This is a genomic window from Burkholderia sp. EMB26, assembly GCF_024730645.1.
GTDB lineage: Bacteria > Pseudomonadota > Gammaproteobacteria > Burkholderiales > Burkholderiaceae > Burkholderia > Burkholderia cenocepacia.
Map to the genome: position 1 here is coordinate 2,776,107 of NZ_CP078071.1, position 19,813 is coordinate 2,795,919.

At 66.4% G+C, this 19,813-nt stretch carries 17 protein-coding genes; 14 read left to right on the forward strand and 3 right to left on the reverse strand.

Annotated features, from left to right (window positions below):
• The first annotated feature begins 11 nt into the window (after positions 1–11).
• Positions 12–779 carry an ABC transporter ATP-binding protein gene (locus KU887_RS29250; RefSeq protein WP_006482526.1) on the forward strand — a complete coding sequence of 256 codons (768 nt, stop codon included), beginning with the start codon at positions 12–14 and terminating at the stop codon, positions 777–779.
• 77 nt (positions 780–856) lie between these two features.
• On the opposite strand, the gene KU887_RS29255 is transcribed toward KU887_RS29250, so the two are convergent.
• Together KU887_RS29255 and KU887_RS29260 are read right to left on the reverse strand one after the other, a co-directional pair.
• Positions 857–3,175 (reverse strand): PA14 domain-containing protein, encoded by a 2,319-nt coding sequence (locus KU887_RS29255; protein ID WP_258256560.1) that lies wholly within the window; start codon positions 3,173–3,175, stop codon positions 857–859.
• Between the two features lie 378 nt (positions 3,176–3,553).
• A complete protein-coding gene (locus KU887_RS29260) occupies positions 3,554–4,594 on the reverse strand; it encodes a LacI family DNA-binding transcriptional regulator (protein WP_006496055.1) in 1,041 nt (346 codons plus the stop codon).
• A 313-nt stretch (positions 4,595–4,907) separates the two neighbouring features.
• Here KU887_RS29260 and KU887_RS29265 point away from each other — a divergent pair, with 313 nt between their 5' ends.
• The 8 genes from KU887_RS29265 to KU887_RS29300 all read left to right on the forward strand — a co-directional run bounded on the left by KU887_RS29265 (position 4,908) and on the right by KU887_RS29300 (position 12,091).
• A complete protein-coding gene (locus KU887_RS29265) occupies positions 4,908–5,825 on the forward strand; it encodes an aldose 1-epimerase (RefSeq protein ID WP_059722512.1) in 918 nt (305 codons plus the stop codon).
• A 133-nt stretch (positions 5,826–5,958) separates the two neighbouring features.
• On the forward strand, positions 5,959–6,987 hold the full coding sequence (locus tag KU887_RS29270; RefSeq protein ID WP_080403572.1) for an ABC transporter substrate-binding protein: 1,029 nt from the start codon (positions 5,959–5,961) through the stop codon (positions 6,985–6,987).
• A 69-nt stretch (positions 6,988–7,056) separates the two neighbouring features.
• Positions 7,057–8,613, forward strand: a complete 1,557-nt coding sequence (locus tag KU887_RS29275; protein ID WP_258256564.1) for a sugar ABC transporter ATP-binding protein — start codon at positions 7,057–7,059, stop codon at positions 8,611–8,613.
• 33 nt (positions 8,614–8,646) lie between these two features.
• Positions 8,647–9,624, forward strand: a complete 978-nt coding sequence (locus KU887_RS29280) for an ABC transporter permease (protein ID WP_006488625.1) — start codon at positions 8,647–8,649, stop codon at positions 9,622–9,624.
• Between the two features lie 16 nt (positions 9,625–9,640).
• Complete coding sequence (locus KU887_RS29285; RefSeq protein ID WP_226245117.1) at positions 9,641–10,621, forward strand: ABC transporter permease; 981 nt, start codon at positions 9,641–9,643, stop codon at positions 10,619–10,621.
• 79 nt (positions 10,622–10,700) lie between these two features.
• Positions 10,701–11,135: a cupin domain-containing protein gene (locus KU887_RS29290; protein WP_006488629.1), complete on the forward strand. Its 435-nt coding sequence runs from the start codon at positions 10,701–10,703 to the stop codon at positions 11,133–11,135.
• A 294-nt stretch (positions 11,136–11,429) separates the two neighbouring features.
• Positions 11,430–11,567, forward strand: a complete 138-nt coding sequence (locus KU887_RS29295; RefSeq protein WP_166677911.1) for an HHHH-motif protein — start codon at positions 11,430–11,432, stop codon at positions 11,565–11,567.
• A gap of 62 nt (positions 11,568–11,629) precedes the next feature.
• Positions 11,630–12,091 (forward strand): DUF3761 domain-containing protein, encoded by a 462-nt coding sequence (locus KU887_RS29300; RefSeq protein ID WP_006496048.1) that lies wholly within the window; start codon positions 11,630–11,632, stop codon positions 12,089–12,091.
• A 107-nt stretch (positions 12,092–12,198) separates the two neighbouring features.
• Here KU887_RS29300 and KU887_RS29305 read toward each other — a convergent pair whose 3' ends face one another.
• Positions 12,199–13,554: a polyhydroxyalkanoate depolymerase gene (locus tag KU887_RS29305; protein ID WP_077020913.1), complete on the reverse strand. Its 1,356-nt coding sequence runs from the start codon at positions 13,552–13,554 to the stop codon at positions 12,199–12,201.
• Between the two features lie 289 nt (positions 13,555–13,843).
• Between KU887_RS29305 and KU887_RS29310 the strand changes: the two genes are divergently transcribed.
• From KU887_RS29310 to KU887_RS29330, 5 genes are all read left to right on the forward strand, one after another.
• Positions 13,844–14,506 carry a glutathione S-transferase family protein gene (locus KU887_RS29310; protein ID WP_006496046.1) on the forward strand — a complete coding sequence of 221 codons (663 nt, stop codon included), beginning with the start codon at positions 13,844–13,846 and terminating at the stop codon, positions 14,504–14,506.
• Between the two features lie 241 nt (positions 14,507–14,747).
• A complete protein-coding gene (locus KU887_RS29315; RefSeq protein ID WP_034202675.1) occupies positions 14,748–15,998 on the forward strand; it encodes a Crp/Fnr family transcriptional regulator in 1,251 nt (416 codons plus the stop codon).
• A 13-nt stretch (positions 15,999–16,011) separates the two neighbouring features.
• Positions 16,012–16,776, forward strand: coding sequence for a flagellar motor protein (locus KU887_RS29320; protein WP_080322320.1), 765 nt, complete (start codon positions 16,012–16,014; stop codon positions 16,774–16,776).
• A 70-nt stretch (positions 16,777–16,846) separates the two neighbouring features.
• Positions 16,847–17,518 (forward strand): OmpA family protein, encoded by a 672-nt coding sequence (locus tag KU887_RS29325; RefSeq protein WP_258256568.1) that lies wholly within the window; start codon positions 16,847–16,849, stop codon positions 17,516–17,518.
• Between the two features lie 171 nt (positions 17,519–17,689).
• Entirely contained in the window at positions 17,690–19,552 is a 1,863-nt protein-coding gene (locus tag KU887_RS29330) for a methyl-accepting chemotaxis protein (protein ID WP_258256570.1), read from the forward strand.
• Positions 19,553–19,813 lie beyond the last annotated feature (261 nt).

Genomic DNA, 19,813 nt, shown 5'->3' on the forward strand with positions numbered 1-19,813 from the left:
AAGGACCCAGCATGTACAAGCTTACCGTTGACAACCTGCACAAGAAATTCGGCGACAACGAGGTGTTGAAGGGCGTGTCGATGAAGGCGAAGGCCGGCGACGTGATCAGCATCATCGGCTCGAGCGGCTCCGGCAAGAGCACGTTCCTGCGCTGCATCAACTTCCTCGAACAGCCCTGCTCGGGGCAGATCACGATCGGCAGCGAGCCGATCCAGACCACGCGCGACCGCAACGGGTCGCTGCGCGTGGCCGACCAGAAGCAGTTGCAGCGGATGCGCACGAAGCTGTCGATGGTGTTCCAGCACTTCAACCTGTGGGCGCACATGACGGTGCTCGAGAACGTGATCGAGGCGCCGATGGCCGTGCTCGGGGTCGGCAAGGACGAAGCGATCGCGCGGGCGCGCAAGTATCTGGAGAAGGTCGGCCTCGCGCCGCGCGTCGAGGGCATGTATCCGTCGCATCTGTCGGGCGGCCAGCAGCAGCGCGTCGCGATCGCGCGCGCACTCGCGATGGAGCCGGAAGTGATGCTGTTCGACGAGCCGACGTCGGCGCTCGATCCGGAACTGGTGGGCGAAGTGCTGAAGGTGATGCAGAAGCTCGCCGAGGAAGGGCGCACGATGGTCGTCGTCACGCACGAGATGGGCTTCGCGCGCAACGTGTCGAACCACGTGATCTTCCTGCATCAGGGGAAGATCGAGGAGGAGGGCGATCCGCAGCAGATCCTCGTGAATCCGAAGAGCGAGCGGCTCGGGCAGTTTCTGTCGGGGCGGTTGAAGTAATAAACGCGTCTGCCGGTTGCATCGCAACGCCCGTGAAGCCGCGCAGGCTTCACGGGCGTTGATGCGGGTAACGCCTGCTATTGCGCGAGCGCGTCCGTCAACGGCCGCTGCGCGACCTGTACGAGATTATCGCGGCCCGCACTCGGGCTAGACCATTGCAGATGCATGCTGGCCGGCCCGCTCGCATGCACGTACTCGACGCGGATCGGCACGTTCCGCTTCTGCGACAGGTGGATGCGGCCCTTCGCGGTCGCGAGTCCCGGCTGCTCCTTGTCGATGACCTTGCGGCCGTCGATCCACACGCGCGCGACGTTGTCGCTGGTCACGCTGAACGTGTAGTTGTCGGCCTTCGGAATGTCGAGCGCGCCGGTCCAGCGGATCGCATAGTTCGTCGCATTCATCCCCTTCGACGCATCGGGCGAATCGGTGCCGCGCTCGGTGTTCAGGTCGAAATCGACCAGCGGCGTGATCGACGAGAACACCGGCGTCGTGAACGTCGTGTCGTTGTAGTACGTCGCGTTCAGCACACGCAGCCGCGAGCTGAACGCGCTCGCGAGCGCCTGCACCTCGGCCGTGCTCCACGGGTGACCGTCGGGGTAGAGCGTGCCCTGGAACGGCGTCGCCGGCTCGACGGTCGCCGGGGCGGACGCCGTCTGCCCCCAGTGGAAGCGCGTATTCGTGCGGCCGATCATCAACTCCCACACCAGGAAGCCCGTCTTGCCGCCGTAGGTGGATGCGATGCCGGCCATCGTCTGGCCTGCCTGGACGCCCGGCCAGCCGCGCTGCAGCGTTTCCGAATTCAGGCTGTCGAGCAGGCTCGGCGGCAGCGAGTAGTCGGGCGTCGTCGCGTTGAGCGCGTACGGGTGGAACGCATGGAAGTCGGAGAAGTAATCGCCTTCCGGCTCCTGCACGTTCGGCGAATTGATCGGCTGCGTCGCGCCCGCGTTCAGGATCGCGATGCGCGCGTCGTTCATCATCAACGCGCGCGTCGGCTGCAGCGCGCCGTTGCCGCTGCAGCCGGGCTCGTTCATCGGCTCCCAGTACAGGATGCGCGGGTCGTTGCGGTGCGCGGACACGAAATCGGCGATGTAGTGCTGCAGGTTCTGCTTGTAGGTGGTCGACGCGCCGGCCGCGATCGGCTGCAGGTACTGCTGCTCGACCGACTGCCCGGGCGACTGCACCCAGCGGCTGTTGTGCACGCCGAAGATCGGCGCGGGCTGCGGGCCGTACGCGGGATCGACGTGCCAGCAATCGTCGTAGAAGATCGGCGCGACCTTCAGCCCGTGGCGCGCGGCGATCTCGAGCAGGCTGTCGAACTTCGCGAGGAACGCGTCGCGATCGTTGACCCAGTTCAGGTAGTGCAGGTACACGGTGATCGTGTTCATCCCGTACGTCTGCGCGTAGTCGAGCTCGCGGTCGACGATCGCCGGATCGTAGTGCTGCCAGAAATCGATCGCGTTGACGGCATTCCACGGGTTGTACACGGCGCCCACCACGCGCGAGAAGTCGTAGGTTTTCGGCGCGACGTCCGGATGGCGGCTCACGGTCACGTTGCTGAACGCGACGCTCGCGCCGAAGCGGCGCAGCCCGAACGCGCCCGCGCGCAGCGCGGTCGTCAGGCCGCTCGTCGCGTCGTTGATGCTGATCACCTGCGCGCCGTCGACATACACGTCGATCGCGTTGTTGCGCGTGACGACTTTCAGGTGATGCGTGCTGCCCGGCACGACCGCGGGCGCCGGGTAGTCGATGAAGTCGGTCCAGTTGTTCTGCTCGCGGCCGACCTGCACCACGTGGCGCACCGCGTCGAGCCCGATGTAGTAGCCCGTCAGCGCATCGGTGCCGACCGACGGGTTCGTCACGTGCACGATGAAGCCCGCATTCGCGGTATTCGCGCCGGGCGCCGGCGCGCCGATCGTCACGTCCGCTTCGTACGACGCGTGGCCGTACGCCGGATGCCGCGCGTTGGTGACGAGCTTCGCGCCGTCCGTGCTCGTGCCGTCGATCCGGATCGTGTTCGTGCCGCCGCTCGTCCACGCCGGACCGTACGTATCGAAATCGGCGAGCGTCAGCGTTTGCGTGTCGGTCGCGACGGGCGGTGGCGGCGGCGCATACGGCGGCACGCCGCGCGACGACACGCGCAGCGCGGGCGTCGGCCCCGGCAGGCCGAGCGTGACCAGCTGGTTCGGGAAATGCGACGGGCCGCCGTGACCCATGTTCATGAAATCACTGGATGCAGCGGCGTTGGCCGTGGCCGCACTGTCGCTGGACGCGGCATCGACGGACGCATGCGCGGCAAGCGCGGATGCCGACGGGGTGGACGAATCATCGCCGCCGCACGAGGCGAGCAAGACGAAGACCGCGAGCGCGGCGGGCTTGAGACGAGACGTGATAGTCATTCTGGACTCCGGATCAATGGGGAGAAGCGGACGACTGGTGACTCGATGCGATGAAGCGGTGCCCGGACGGCAAGCGTCGCGGCACGGTGCGCGTGTGATGTGCGGACGGCACGGAGCGGGCCGCGCGGCGGGTTCGCGCGCGGTCGCTTCCGGTCACCGTCTCGTCGTGTTGTTCTGTCGTGGCCCGGGGTTCTGCCCGATGCCGACGCAAGTATAGAAATGACGGAGAAATATTACTAATAATTTAGTGATGGTGTTTACCCTCGAATGGGCGGCAACCGAGGGCAAGCAGGGGGCCGGCAGGGTGTGCAAGCACGCACGGGCGGCGAATGTGCCGCCCGCGTCGCAGGGGGGTGTCGGAAGGAGGAAGGGGCGCGCCTACGCGCTCGCCGATTGCGCGGCAGTCTCGACGGTCCGCACCGACCCGCGCTCGACGAGCGGCCCGTCGAGCTTGATCGCGCGGCGGCGCACGGGCATGCCGACCGCACGGTTCTGTTCTTCCTGCAGCAGGATCTCGACCGCCCAACGGCCCAGCTCGTAGTTCGGCAGCACGATCGTCGACAGCGGCGGGTGCGTATGCCGCGCGATTTCCTGGTCGTCGTAGCCGAGCACCGAGATGTCGTCGGGCACGCGCATGCCGAGATGCTTGACGGCCTCGATCGCGCCGATCGCCATCAGGTCGTTCGCGCAGAAGATCGCGGTGGGCGGGTTCGGCTCGCGCAGCAGCGACAGCGTCTGCTCGAAGCCGGTGTCGGAGCCCCAGTCGCCGTCGCGCACGAGTTCCGGCGCGAACGGGATGTCGGCCGTGGCCAGCGCGGTGCGATAGCCCTTCAGCCGGTCCTTCGCGGCGTCCTGCCACGGTTCGCCGTTGACGTAGCCGATGCGCCGGTGGCCCGCGCGCAGCAGGTATTCGGTCGCCGCATGGCCGCCCGCGACTTCGGCCGGCACGATCGACGACAGCCCGCTGTCCGTCGTGTAGCAGTTGAGCAGCACGGCCGGCACGCGCAGCAGCTCGGCCGGCAGCGCGACCTTGCGCGTATAGACGGTCGCATAGACGACGCCGAGCAGGTTCGGCATCGCGAGCACCGATTCGAGCACCTGGCGCTCGATGTCGACGTTGCCGTGCGTCGAGTACACGGCGAGCAGCTTGCCGTTGGCATACGCCGCGTCGCGCGCGCCGTCGATGTTGACGACCGGGTGCGGGCTCGTCGAGATTTCGTCGGCCAGATAGACGATCAGGTCGCGCTCGCCGCCGTGCGTCATCGTCACTTCGCGCGGCAGGAACCGGTAGCCGAGCTCGTGCGCGATCTTCAGCACTTTTTCGCGCGTGGCGTCCGAGAACTTGGTGCCCGCCGCGTTGTTCAGCACGAGGGAGACGGTGGATTGCGACACGCCGGCAAGCTTGGCGATGTCGGTCATCGTGGGGCGACGTTGAGTAGAGCGTTTCACGGTAGGAGCGCGGTCCGGCCTCGGCAGGATGGGCAAATAAAGTCGGTGATGAACAGCGGGTCGGATCAATCTGACCCGACGGTAACATCGGCCATTCGGGCCGGCAATCAAGCTTTACGCGTGTTCCGCCGGATGCGTGGATGTCCGGATAATAATATCAACAAATATTATTGACCACGCGGGCGGCGCCGTGCCATCCTTGGCCGCACATGCCCGCGGCCGGATGCTGCATGCCGGCGACGGGGTCGTCAGCTTCATCCCGGGATGATCGATGCCGATGGGAATGCCCCGCCACACCGACCTGATCGAACTCGCCAGCGGGTCGACCCGCGTCCGCGTCGCGCCGCTGGCCGGCGGCTCGATCGCCGCGTACTACGACGAAGCGCCGGACGGCCCGCAGCACTGGTTTCGCCCGACCACCGACGCGGCGCTCGCGAGCGGCGATCCGCTGCGCTTCGCGAGCTTCCCGCTGTTTCCGTACTGCAACCGCATCCGCGACGCGAAGTTCGAATTCGACGGCCGCACGATCGACCTGTCCGGCCCGGACGATGCGTATCGTCACGCGCTGCACGGGCACGGCTGGCTGCGTCCGTGGCAGGTCGAGCAGCGCGACGAAACGCAGGTCGACCTGCGCTTCGAACATCGCCCCGACACGGGCCGCGCGGGCGACTGGCCGTTCCATTACGAGGCGCGCCAGTCGATCCGGCTCGACGGCCCCGTGCTGTCGATCACGCTGTCCGCGCGCAACCTCGGCGCACAGCCGATGCCGTTCGGCATGGGCCATCACCCGTATTACCTGCGCACGCCGCACACCGTCGTGAAGGCGCACGTCGACGCGATGTGGCATGCCGATGCGGACGTGCTGCCTACCCACGTCGGCGATCACCCGGCCGTCGCCGCGCTGCGCGGCGGGATGCCGGTCGATGCATTCGAGCTCGACAACAATTTCGTCGGCTGGTCGCGCGAAGCCGCGGTGATCTGGCCGGAGCGCGGCCGGCAACTGGTGCTGCAGGCCGAGCAGCCGTTCGACCAGCTCGTCGTGTACGCGCCGTCGGGCGCCGACGCGCTGTGCGTCGAGCCCGTCACGAACACGACGGACAGCTTCAATGCAACGGAACCCGCATCGCTCGTCGGCGGCTGCGTGCTGGCGCCGGGCGAGTCGCTGCAGGCGACGTTGCGGTGGACGCCGGGCCCCGCCTGACGGGTTCGGCGATACGGGATTATCCTGAGTCGGGCAGGCGATAATATCGAGTAATAATATTAATTCGTGACGCCGATGCCGTCCGCAGGCGACGGGGCGCGGGCCGATCACGCCATCACAACATTTGGAGACGATGATGCCGAGCCGTGCAAAGCTGCAACGTATCGTGGTGACGATGGGTGTGACGCTCGGATGCGTCGCGATCGCGCATGCGCAGGACAATGCGCAGAAGGTCGGTGCGAGTTCCGCGCAGACCTGCACGAATCCGAAGCCGGGCAGCGTGAAGCTGACCGATCTCGTCGTCGGCTTCTCGCAGTCCGAGAACGAACAGAACCCGTTCCGCGCGACCGAAACCGCGTCGGTGCGTGCCGCCGCGAAGGCGGCCGGCGTCAAGCGGCTGCTGTATACGAATGCGAACGCGAACCAGGCGAAGCAGGTCGCGGATATCGAAAGCATGATCAACCAGGGCGCACAGGCGCTGATCGTCGCGCCGAACGATTCGACCGGCCTGCAGCCCGCGCTCGCGCAGGCGCGCGCGAAGGGCATTCCGGTCGTCACGATCGACCGCCAGACGGCCGGCACGCCGTGCCAGGATTTCATCACGTTCCTCGGTTCCGACTTCTTCCGGCAGGGGCAGCGCGCCGCGCAGGCGCTCGCCGACGCGACGGGCGGCAAAGCCGTGATCGCCGAGATCCAGGGCGGCTACGGCAATACCGTCGAGAGCCAGCGCACCGACGGCTTCGCCGACGGACTGAAGAAATTCCCGAACATGAAGATCGTCGCGTCGCAAACCGCGAACTGGTCGGCCACCGAAGCGCAGAAGGTGATGGAGCAGGTATTGCTCGCGCATCCGGACGTGAATGCCGTCTACGCGCAGGCCGACACGATGGCGCTCGGCGCGATGACCGCGTTGCGGCAGGCCGGCAAGCAGCGCGGCGTGACGGTCGTGTCGATCGACGGCACCAAGGACTTCGTCACCGCAATCGCGAACGGTTCGGCCGCGGCGAGCGTCGAGACGAACCCGCGCTTCGGCCCGCTCGCGTTCAAGTCGCTCGAAGCATGGTTCGCCGGCAAGCCGGTCGCGCAGAAGCAGATCATGGATGACGCGCTGTACGACAAGGCGAACGCGAAGCATTCGCTCGAAGCGAACCTCGTCTATTGATCGGCCGGCAAACGCTCGGCAATCGCTCAACCGCTGCTCAACCGCTCAACCGCGAACGCGAGGCGCGCGATGGACGCAACGCTTCCCGCCGGACCCGGCGCCGACTCGGGCGCCCACAGCCAACCCGTCGTGCTCGAAACGCACGGCGTCGGCAAGACGTTCGGCGTCGTGCGCGCGCTGAACGGCGTGTCGCTGTCGCTGCGCGCGGGCGAGGTGCACGGGCTGATGGGCGAGAACGGCGCCGGCAAGTCGACGCTGATCAAGATCCTCACCGGCTTTCACCAGCCCGATGCGGGCGAGATCCGCGTCGACGGCGTGCCCGTGTCGTTCGACAGCCCGCGTGCCGCGCAGCGCGCGGGCATCTGCGCGGTCTACCAGGAAATCAACCTGATTCCCGAACGCAGCGTGGCCGAGAACATCTTCCTCGGTCACGAGCCGCGCCGCTTCGGCCCGTGGATCGACCGCCGCGCGATGCGGGCGCGCACCCGCGAGATCGTCGAGCGCTACGGGCTCGACGTCGATCCGGCCGACAAGGTCGGCTCGCTCGGGCTCGGCCAGCAGCAGATGGTGTCGATCGCACGCGGGGTGTCGCTCGGCGCGCGCGTGCTGATTCTCGACGAGCCGACTTCCGCGTTGAGCGGTGCGGAAGTCGAGGTGCTGTTCGGCGTCGTCGAGCAGTTGCGCGCGACCGGCATCGCGATCGTGCTGGTGAGCCATCGGCTGTCGGAGTGCTACCGGATGTGCGACCGGCTCACCGTGCTGCGCGACGGCGCGGTGGTGCGCAGCGAGTCGCCGGACCGGCTGCCGCGCATGGCGCTGATTGCGGCGATGCTCGGCCGCGAAGTCGGTGCGCACGGCCCGCGCGAACAGGCGGAGGCGGTTGCCGCCGACACGACGCGGGAGCCCGCGCTCGCCGTCGACGGGCTGCGCTGGGGCACGCGTTTGCGCGACGTGTCGTTCCGCGTCGCGCCGAAGGAGATCGTCGGGCTCGCGGGTTTGCTCGGCGCGGGCCGCACCGAAACGTTCAAGGCCGTATTCGGCGCGCAGCAGCCGGACGGCGGCGCGGTGCGCGTCGGCGGCAGGGCGCTCGACGGCGCCGACCCGGCGCGCGCGATTCGCGCGGGGCTCGCGTTCCTGTCCGAGGATCGCCGCTCGGAAGGCATTTTCTCGAAGCTGTCGGTGCGCGAGAACATCGTCGTGTGCGTGCTGCCGCGCATCGCCCGGTTCGGCTTCATCTCCGTGCGCAAGCAGGAGGCGCTCGTCGAGCGCTACATCCGCGAGCTGGGCATCAAGGCGTCGCATGCGGGCGCGCCGATCTCGACGCTGTCCGGCGGCAACCAGCAGAAGGCGCTGATCGCGCGCTGCCTGTCGACCGAGCCGTCGGTGCTGCTGCTCGACGACCCGACGCGCGGCATCGACGTCGGCGCGAAGGCCGAGGTGCACGATCTCGTCAAACGGCTCGCCGACGACGGGCTCGCGGTGGTCGCGACGTCGTCGGAGATGGAAGAACTGCTCGAGCTGGCCGACCGGCTCGTGATCCTGCATGAAGGCGCGACGAGCGGCGAACTGCCGACGCGCGGTGCGAGCCCCGACGACGTGACCGCGCTGCTCGCGAACCAGACCTGACGCCCCGCACATCGACCCGAGGACGAGGACAGCGTGAATCTTGCCAACCTGATGAGCGAACCCGATGAAGCCCGCCGCCCGTCGCGCCGCTCGCTGTTCGCGCAGGCGCGCGACCACAGCGTTTATCTCGCGTTCGTCGCGCTCGCCGTCTTCAACCTGATCGTCACGCCCGGCTTCTCGAATCCCCTCGCCGCGCGCAGCCTGCTGTTCCAGGCCGCGCCGATCGTGCTGATCGCGCTCGGGCAGAACCTCGCGATCGCCACGCGCGGGATCGACCTGTCGGTCGGCTCGGTGATGGCGCTGTCCAGCGCGATCATCGCCGTGTGCTTGCCGTACGGCACCGGCGCGGCGTTCGCGGCGGCCATTGCGATCGGGCTCGCGGTTGGCCTGTTCAACGGCGGGCTCGTCGCGCGGCTCGGCATCGATCCGCTGATTTCCGGGCTCGCGTTGCTGGTCGCCGCGCGCGGACTGGCGCAGGCGTTGCTCGGCGGCTCGCGCGTGAGCCTGCCGCCGTCCGATGCGTTCGACTTCGTCGGCATCGGCACGTGGTTCGGGTTGCCGGTTGTGATGCTGATCGCGCTCGTGTGCGCGGCCGTCGTGTTCTTCGTCGTGCGCAACACGACCTTCGGGCGCTACACGATTCTCGTCGGCGCGAGCCGCGACGCCGCGCATCTCGCCGGCGTGCCGGTGCGGCGCACGCTGCTGGCGGTCTATGCGGCGAGCGGGGCGCTGGCCGGGCTGGCGGGCCTGTTCGCCACCGCGCGGCTCGGCGCAGGCGATCCGAACTATGTCGGCGTGAACTTCGAACTCGATGCGATCGCCGCGTCGGTGATCGGCGGCACGCCGCTGTCCGGCGGGCGCGTGTCGATCGTCGGCACCGTGTTCGGCGTGCTGCTCCTGCAACTGCTCGATGCCAGCTTCATCATGAACAACATCAGCTACACGTATGCGCAGATCCTGAAGGCCGCGTTCATCCTCGGCGCGTTGTACCTGCAACGCTCGGGAGCCTGACATGTCGACCGCGCCGATGACTCCGCATACCGCGCAGGATGCCGGCCGCGCGCGCCGCGCGCAGTTCGTCCGGCTCGTGCAGGCGCGCGGTGCGATCGCGATCCTCGTGCTCGTCTGCCTGATCGCCGGCCGCGTGTTTCCGCATTTCCTGAGTGCGCCGAACCTGCTCGATATCGTCGCGGCCGCCGCGTTCGTCGCGCTGATCACGATCGGGCAGAGCTTCGTGATCATCCTCGGCGGGTTCGACCTGTCGGTCGGCTCGCTCGTCGGGCTCGGCACCGTGATCGCCGCGTATGCGGCGCCGTACGGCTGGGGCGCCGCGCTGGCCGCGCCGGTGTGCGTCGGGCTGATCGTCGGGCTCATGAACGGCTGGCTGATCGCCCGCGCGCGGATGGCGCCGTTCATCGTCACGCTCGCCGCATTGCTCGGCTTGAAAGGGCTGTCGCTCGTGCTCGCGAGCCAGGACATGCTGATCGCGAACCCCGGCTTCTTCGCGACGATCGCGAACGGCTCGCTGTTCGGCGTCGGCCATCTCGTGTGGATCGTGCTCGTCGCGTATCTCGTCGCCGCGTTCGTGCTGAATCACACGCGCTACGGCGCGGGCGTGTTCGCGATCGGCGGCAACGAGGAGGCGGCGCGCATGCTCGGCGTGAACGTCGAGGGGCTCAAGGTCGTCACGTACGGACTGAGCGGGGCGCTGGCGGGGCTGGCCGGCGCGCTGCTCGCGTCGCGGCTCGATTCGGGGCTGCCGGGCGCCGGCAACAGCTACGAGCTGCAATCGATCGCGGCGGCGGTGATCGGCGGCGTGCTGCTGACGGGCGGCGTCGGCACGCTGTTCGGCCCGCTCGCGGGCGTGCTGCTGCTCGGCGTGATCGAGAACGTGATCAACCAGGTCGGCACGTTGAGCCCGTACTACCAGAACCTCGCGAGCGGCGCGTTCCTGCTGCTCGCGGTGATCGCGCAGACGCTGCTGACCGGCAAGCGGCGCAAGCGCTGACGCGCACGGTGCCGTGCCGCCGCAAACTGGAACGCTTAATGCTTGTCTCGCGTGATCCTTTCGATGAAGGAGCACCGCGATGAGCACGCCGACCACCACCGCTTTTTCCCACGTGAAGCCGCAGGACACCGCCTTTCAAGGCGAGGGCCTGCGCGACTTCTTCCTGTACCGCGATCTCGGTATCGCCGCCGCGACGAACGGCAAGGTCGTCGCGCAACTCGTCAGGGCCAATCATGCACCGGAGGCGGGCACCGGCTGGCACCGTCACGAGGCCGAGTTCCATATCGTGATCATGCTGAAGGGTTGGGCGCGCTTCATGTACGGCGAACAGGAGACACTGGTGGCGGCGGGCGACTGCGTGCACCAGGCGCCGGGGATCGTCCACTACCTGTTCGATTACTCGCCGGACATGGAGTACCTGGAGATCGTCGGGCCTGCCGACTTCAAATCGATCGATGTCGACGGGCCGTGCGCGGTGCCGGAGCCGACGCCGTGGGGCGAGGTCGGTGCGTAGCCGGTCGAGTGGGTGTGCGTTCTAGACGAACCGCCTGCATTCAGGCGGTTTTTTATTGGTCGGCGCGATTTACGCGCACTGCTTTTCGCTTCGACACATTCCTTCGAATTCCAAACGATCGAGAAACTGAAGAACCAGAAAGAAAAGAAAGACATTCGTCAGCTTCGATCGTCGACAGGCGATGCGATGTCAAAGATCGTCAATTGCCCGCAGGGGCGGTGCACGGCGTGTCGACGCCCGGCGTTAAGGAGGTACCAGCCGGATCACCGGCTGACTATCCGGGAGAGTTTCACCATGAACCGCATCGCGAAGATCCTGACGGCCACCGCACTGGCTTGCGCCGTGCTCGTGCCGGCACTGGCCGAAGCGCATTCGCACCGCGTGTGCCACTTCGATCATCACCATCACCGCGTGTGCCGCTGGGCGCGGTAACCGTCGCTGTCGCCGGGGATGTCCCGGACGCTTTCGTCATTCAGGCAAATCAGGAGAGGATCATGAAAAAAACGATGTTGATCGCCGCGCTGGTCGCCGGCATGGGTGTGTCGATCGGTGCGTTCGCGCAGGTTCCGGCCAGCGCGCCGGCCGGCACGACCGGGCTGTGCAAGGACGGCTCGTTCTACTCGGGCGCGTCGAAGAAGGGCGCATGTGCGGGCCACAAGGGCGTGAAGACGTGGTACGGCGCATCGGGCGCTGCCGCGGCGAGCGCACCGGCCGCGGCACCGGCTACGGCGGCTTCCGCCGCGCCGGCATCGGGCGCCGCAGGCGCGAAGAGCGCCGCCACGACGGCCGCGGCGCCGGGCGGCGGCGCGGGCAAGGTGTGGGCGAACGACAGCACGAAGGTCTATCACTGCTCGACCGACAAGTACTACGGCAAGACGAAGCACGGCAGCTACATGTCGGAAGCCGACGCGAAGGCGAAGGGCTACCACGCGTCGCACGGCAAGGCCTGCTCGTAACGAGCCGGCCCGGCGCGCGAGCGGTTTCGCTCGCGCGTCGCCCGAATGCTGCAGCACACATCGCCCCGCCTCTCCGGCGGGGCGATTCACTGTGTGGCTAGCCGCGTTCAGTGCGTGTGCGCCGATTGCGCTTCGGTCGCCGCATCGATCCCGGATGCCCGTGCATCGAGCAGCGCGCGCAGCGTGACGTAGTGCGTGCCGTGCGTGTCGCCTTGCGCGTCCGCGGTGCGATCGTACGGCTCGTTGTCGTGGATCGTCGCCCGCACGATCGGATAGATTTGCGTTTCCCACCGGCTGCCGTTGAACACGCCGTAGTGCCCGACGCCCGTCTGTACATGGTGCGTCTTCAGGTACGACGGCAATCCCGAACACAGTTCCTGCGCGGCCACCGTCTGGCCTACCGCGCAGATATCGTCCTTCTCGCCTTCGATCGTCAACAGCGCGGTGCGATGAATCGCCGCCGGTTCGACCAGCGTGTCGCCCACCGCGAGCTCGCCGCGCGCGAGCGCGTACTGCTGGAACACCTTCTCGACCGTTTCCAGATAGAACTCCGCGGTGAGGTCGGCCGTCGCGAAATATTCGTCGTAGAAGTGCCGCAACGTGTCGGCTTTCGCGGGGTCGCCTTTCGCGCGCTCGTAGTACAGATCGGCGAACGACGCCGCATGGCGGTCCGGGTTCATCGACATGAACGCGCCGACCTGCACGAAACCCGGATACACGCACCGCTGCGCGCCGACGAAACCCGTCGGCACCACGCTGATCAGGTTGCGCGCGAACCATTCGATCGGCTGGCTCGTCGCGAGTTCGTTGACCTTCGTCGGATTCACGCGGCAGTCGATCGGGCCGGCCATCAACGTGAGGCTCGCGGGCTGCGCGGGATCGCCGCCGGCCGCCATCAGCGAGACGGCCGCCAGCGACGCGACGGTCGGCTGGCAGATCGCCAGCACGTGCGCGTCCGGGCCGATGTGGCGGATGAAGTCGATCACGTGCGTGACGTACTCGTCGAAGCCGAAGCGTCCGGCCGCCAGCGGGATGTCGCGCGGGTTGTGCCAGTCGGTGATGTACACGTCGTGGTCGGCCAGCATCGTGCGTACCGTGCCGCGCAGCAGCGTCGCGAAGTGCCCGGACATCGGCGCGACGATCAGCACGCGCGGCTGGCGCGCGACCGGCCGCGCCTTGCGGAAATGCAGCAATGTCGCGAACGGCGTGACCGCCGCCGCTTCCTCGACGACCGGCACCGTGTCGCCGTCGACGACGACCGACGCGATTCCGAACGGCGGCCGTCGATGCGAGAACGCGCAGCATTCGAGCAGTTCGCACAGCGCGTCGATCATGCGGCCGGTCGGCGTCGATGTCGCCGGCGGCCACAGCGACATCGTCGCGCGGGTGGCGGCGGCCCATGCACGCGCCGGGCGCAGGCATTCCGCAGACCATTGATAAAACGGATAGGCAAGCAGGTTCATGACCGTCGCTCGTGACGCCGCATTGCAAGGAACGAGGCAAGCCGTATGCCAGCGTGAGGCTGGCACGCGCGTTGCAGCGGTTCGGGAGCGCGGCGGCGCGCGCGGGACGTGATGACGCAGCGCGAAGGTGACGCGTTGCCTTGCCGGTCGCGCGTGCGACGCATGCCGCGCGGCCGTGCGACGTTGCGCCAGTTCGGCGAACGGACCGCACAGACGTGGTGCGGCCGTTCATGCGGCGCGTCCGTTTACGGTGCAGGGGCACGAACGACATTCAGCAGGAGGGAGCGACATGGAATCCAACGCACGGACGACGCTGACCATCAGCAGCCGCAATTACTCGTCGTGGTCGATGCGCGGCTGGCTGCTCGCGAAGCTGAGCGGGCTCGCGTTCGAGACGATCAGCGTGCCGATCGATGCGACGTCGCGCGCGGAGCTGCTGCTGCTGTCGCCGTCGATCCTCGTGCCGTGCCTGACGCACGACGGCAACGCGGTGTGGGATACGCTCGCGATCGCCGAATACCTGAACGAGATCCGCCCGCAGGCGCGGCTGCTGCCCGACGACCGGCATGCACGCGCGCATTGCCGGTCGATCTGCGGCGAGATGCATTCCGGCTTCAGCGCGTTGCGATCCGCGCTGCCGATGAACCTGCGCGGCCATTTCCCCGGCTTCCGGATCTGGTCGCGCGCGCAGCACGACATCGAGCGGATCGTGACGATCTGGCGCGAGTGCCTGGCCGAGTACGGCGGCCCCTGGCTGTTCGGTGCCGAGATCGGCATCGCCGACGCGATGTATGCGCCGGTCGTCACGCGCTTCCTGACCTACGACGTGAAACTCGAACCGGACGTCGCCGAGTACTGCATGCGCGTCCTCGCGCATCCGTTCGTCGCCGAGTGGATCGACGCGGCGAAGGCCGAGCACGAAGACATCGACGAACTCGACATGGAGTTCTGACCGGACGCATGCGGTCGCGGTGGGCTTTCAATTTCACTACATGCGCAAACGGCGAAACGAACGATCGATGCGCCCGCGCAATCCGCAAACGTTTTACCTTGATTTCGGTTCGAAACGAGCACGAATGCCCTAAAGGATGTTGCGCACGATGACGTAAACGAGTCACGGGGACGACTCGCGATCGCATGCTTCAGACGTGCGACGCGCAGTCCGCAATAACCAGCGCAGCAGGGGAATCGACTTGAATCGTCAGCAATCGTGGACGCGTACCGCGGCGCCCGGAGAAATCATCTACTCGGAGGGCTTCGCGGGCGAGCCCGTCATCTTTCTGATTACCGACGGCAAGGTCGAGCTGTCCACGCGCTGCGAAGACAAGCGTGTGATCGTCGCGACGCTCGGCCGCGGCGAATTCTTCGGCGAATCGGCGCTGCTCGCCGCCGAACCGCGCGCGCATACCGCGAAGGCGCTTTCGTTCTGTCAGCTCACCGTCGTGCCGGCCGGCATGCTCGATGAAGAAATCGAGCGCGTGTCCGCGCTGCTGCGCCATATCGTGCGAACGATGATCCGCCGCGTGAAGCGCAAGGACGACCAACTGGCGACCTATACGCATGCCGATTTCATGCCGGGCGTGCTGTCGTATGCGCACGTGCTGTCGCTGATGGCCGGCGCCGACGCGCGCGAATCCGGCGACACGTGGGCACGTCGGCCGATGCAGGCGCACGCGGCCGAAACCTCGGTGCCGCTTGCCGAAGTGATTCGCAAATGCCGCGCGATTGCCGGCCATTCGCGGCCGCACGTGCTCGCGATGCTGCGGCGCATGGAGAAGCTCAACCTCGTCACGATCGAAGCCGCGCAGGGCGACGGCACCGGCGGCGCAAGCGATTACGCGGCTTCGTCGGATGCGCGCCAGGTCGTCACGTTCGACGCCGCCCGCGTGATCGACCGCGCGCAACAGGTCGCCGATCACGATCTCGACGTATCGATCAACAGTGAACTCGAACTCATCGAACTGGCCGATCTCGAATCGCTGATCGGCGTCGACAAGACGCTGCTGCTCAACAAGCTGTCGAACGGCGAGATCGCGGAAGAAGTGTTCGCGTTCCGCAAATCGAAGGTGCTGAACTACGTCGAACAAAAGGGCGTTGCGTACTTCTCGCGCCGCAACGCGCGCCGCGGCGGCGACGTGCGCGCGCTCGAGGATCTCGTCTGGATCGACCAGCGCACGCTGTTCGACGTGATCAGCGCGTTCGATACCTATGACCTCGCGAAGCTGATCGCGAACCTCGACGATCGCGCGGTGGCCGACAAGCTGTTTTCCGTGATGACCGAGGCGCGGCGCAACGAGGTGTCGTGGGTGATGCGCCGCGAACTCAAGCTCGATCCGGTCGAGATCGACGAGATCGAACAGCGCGTGCTGGAGGCCGTACGCGCGGCGAAGGCGCCTGCGGCGGGCGCAACGGCCGTTGCGTCGACTTCGGCGTCGGATGCGTGATACGGAGGCGCGTATGGATCTGTTGACCCTGGTCGGGGTGGTGCTGGGCGGCGCGGCGATCGTGTCCGGGTTCGCGCTGGAAGGCGGGCATTTCTCGATGCTGTTCCAGTTCGAGGCGCTCGTGATCGTGCTCGGCGGCACGCTCGGCGCGGTGATGATCCAGAACACGTGGGCGCGCTTCTTCGACGCGGTGAAGCAGTTGCGGCTCGCGTTCGTGCGGGCGCGCGAAGTCGATCGCAAGAACCTGTCCGACCTGCTCGAATGGGGCGACCGCGCGAAGCTCGACGGGTTGCTCGCGTTCGAATCGATGGACGTGAGCGGGATTCATCCGTTTGCGCGGCGCGGGCTCGAACTGCTGGCGAACGGCGTGTCGACCGCGGTGCTCGAAGATGCGTTGCAACGCGAACTCGATGCGTACGAACGCAGTCGCCTCGCCGCCGTGCGCGTGTGGCAGCAGGCCGGCGGCTATGCGCCGACGTTCGGCATTCTTGGGTCGGTGCTCGGGCTCGTGCAGGTGACGAGCCATATTCTGGAGCCGGCACAGCTCGGGCCGGGCATCGCGGTGGCGTTCGTCGCGACGCTGTACGGGCTCGCGTTCGCGAACCTCGTGTTCTTGCCGCTGTACGGCAAGCTGCGCGCGCAGATCGACAGCGAGATGCGCTTTCGCAAACTGTATCTCGACGGCTTGCTCGCGATCTCGCGCAAGGAGTCCCCGCATACGATCGAGACGCGGTTGACCGGCGATGTGCGCGGGCGGGCGGCGGAATCGCTCGCGTGATGTCCGTGTGCTTCGTGCTTGCGCGTGAGCCTGTATCTATACCGTATGACGAACCCGGATTCCCGACGGCATGACTGCTCGAACTGACGGCGCATCCGCTGCCGGTCGCGACGATGACGAACTCGAAGGCGCGCAGTCCGGACGCTGGCTGATTTCGTACGCGGATCTCATCACGACGCTGATGGTGCTTTTTCTCGCGCTGTATGTGCTGCAGCTCGCGAAATACAACGCGCTCGATGCGCGGTATCAGACGCTTGCGCGGCAGACTGGGGGCGCGGCGACTGCCGCCGTCGATACCGCGAGGTCCGACCCTGCGCCGCCATGGCTCGCGTTGCTCGATTCGTTGAAGTCGAATGGGCGCATTTCGCTGGTGAAGGCGCCGCATGGCGTCGAGATCGGTATCGACGCGAAGATTCTGTTCAACGTCGGCGATGCGCGGTTGCTGCCCGATTCGTCGCCGGTGCTGAACCAGATTGCGCAGGCATTGAGCGCGCATGCAACCGGCGACATCCTCGTCGAAGGCCACACCGACAGCGTGCCGATCGCGAACGCGAAATACGAATCGAACTGGGAGCTTTCGTCGGCGCGTGCGGGGAGTGTGGTGCGTTATCTGACCGAGCGCGGTGTCGCGCCGCATCGGCTGGCGGCGATCGGGCGGGCGGATACGCAGCCGCTTGTCGCGGGGGACGATGCGGCATCAAGAGCGCGAAACCGGCGCGTCACGATCTTCGTTGCGTATTGATCCGCGCGTTGTATTTGCATGGTTCTCGTACATATAGGCGGCTGCATATGCCCGCCCATCAACAACATAACGAATCTCGAATGATCGACATTTGAAATCAACGATGTGGTTCTGCGCGTGCATGCCGATAACCCAAACTGGCTCAGACCGAGCGGTTATCGAGGGTTCCCCATGCATTTCTGGCGCAAGCTTTCCATTCAGAACAAGCTGATTCTCAGCATGACGAGTTGCCTGCTCGTGTTCGTCGCGATTTCGAGCGGGCTCAGCGTTCGTCTGATCGGCAACGCGGTGCGAGAGCGCGTCGTCCGCGAAGAGCTGCCGACCGCCGTCAACGGTATCCGCGCCGACGTGCAGCGCCAGATGGCCGGCCCGATCGCCGCGTCGCGCATTCTCGCGCGCGATGCGTTCCTGCTGCAATGGGAAGCCGACGGCGAACCCGACGCCGGCACGCGCAACTGGATTCAGCTCGCGAAGAACGTGAAGGACGAGCAGAAGGCCGCGTCCGTGCAGTGGGTGTCGGTGAAGAGCGGCAACTACTACAACGAAGCCGGCTTGCAGCGGAAGGTGACCGACAAGGATCAGTGGCTGACCAGTTTCCTGTCGTCGGGCAAGGCGTACGACGTGAACATGGATCGCGAGGTGACCGTCGGCGGCTACATGATGTTCATCAACAGCCGAGTGGAACTCGACGGCGTGCCGATCGGCGCGGCGTGCATGAGCCTGTCCGTCGATGCGCTTGCGAAGGGGATCTCGGCTTACCGGATCGGTGACACCGGGTTTGCGTATCTCGTGCGCCCGGACGGCGCGATCATGATGCATCGCGATACGTCGCTGATCGACGGCAAGCATTTTCTGAAGGATGAATCGGGGCTGCCGGGGGATGCGTCGTCGACGTTGCTTGCGGGTAAGCCGTATGCGTATCTGAGCTACGAGGGTGATGGCGGCGCGCGGTTCATCGCGACGTCGTTTATTCCTGAGTTGAATGCGTATGTGGTCGTTCAGGTGCCGCAGGCCGAACTGCTCGGGCCGGTGACGCGTGCGATCCGCAGCGCGGCACTGGTTGCGGCGGTGGTGGGGCTTGGGGTTGCGTTGATCGTGATCTGGCTGGTGGGGCGCGCGATTGCCGCGCCGATTCGTCGGGCGGCTACGTTGTTGTCGGAGATTGCGAGCGGTCAGGGCGATTTGACGCGCCGGATGACGGTCGAGAGCGAGGACGAGATCGGGCAGTTGTCGGATGCGTTCAACCGGTTCGTGTCGTCGCTGTCGACGCTCGTTCATCGGATTCGTGCGGCTTCGGCTTCGATTGCGACCGGATCGGCGCAGATTGCTTCAGGGAATGCGGATCTGAGCGAACGCACCGAAGGGCAGTCGAGCAACCTGGAGCGAACGGCTTCGTCGATGGAAGAGATCACGGCCGTGGTGCGCAACAACACCGAGACGGCGACGACGGCCGCGAAGATGATCAATGGCGCGGCGGATACGGCGGCGCGGGGCGGGCAGGTGGTGGGCGAGGTCGTGACGACGATGGAGCAGATCAGTGACGCTTCGCAGCGGATCTCCGAGATCATCGTGATGATCGACAGTATTTCGTTTCAGACGAATATTCTGGCGTTGAATGCCGCGGTGGAAGCGGCGCGGGCGGGGGAGCAGGGGCGTGGGTTTGCTGTTGTCGCTTCGGAAGTGCGGAATCTGGCGCAGCGTAGTGCGCAGGCGGCTAAGGAGATTAAATCGCTGATCGAGCATAGCGCGGGGACGGTGGGTGCCGGGTCGCGGCTCGTTAGTGAGGCGGGGAAGGTGATGAGTGATGTTGTCTCGCAGGTTCAGGGCGTTAGCGCGATGATGAGGGAGATTGCCGAGGCTAGCCTGGAGCAGAGCGCGGGCATCGATCAGATTGGGGATGCGGTGCTGTCGCTCGATCAAATGACGCAGCAGAATGCGGCTTTGGTCGAGGAAAGCGCGGCGGCGGCGGAGAGTTTGAGGCAGCAGGCGGCGGAATTGACGAAGCTCGTGTCGGCTTTTAAGGTGGATGAGTAAGGGCTGGTTTGGGGTTTGGCGTCGAGTGTTTCAGAGGGCGGCTGCCGTGGGGTCACGGTGGCCGTTTTTGTTTGTTGGACGAGACTCGTGACATTAATAAAAATGAGACTCAATTTCATATTGAGAGCCGGGGCGACGACCTCCAGCAGTCAACGCCGTGTTGGCGCGTCCTACGGCTGTGTTCGGAAGTGTGTCGCAATGTACCGCTTTTCCACACTAAAGATTGAGCGGAAGATTGCCGATATGACGATGAGGCTGGTC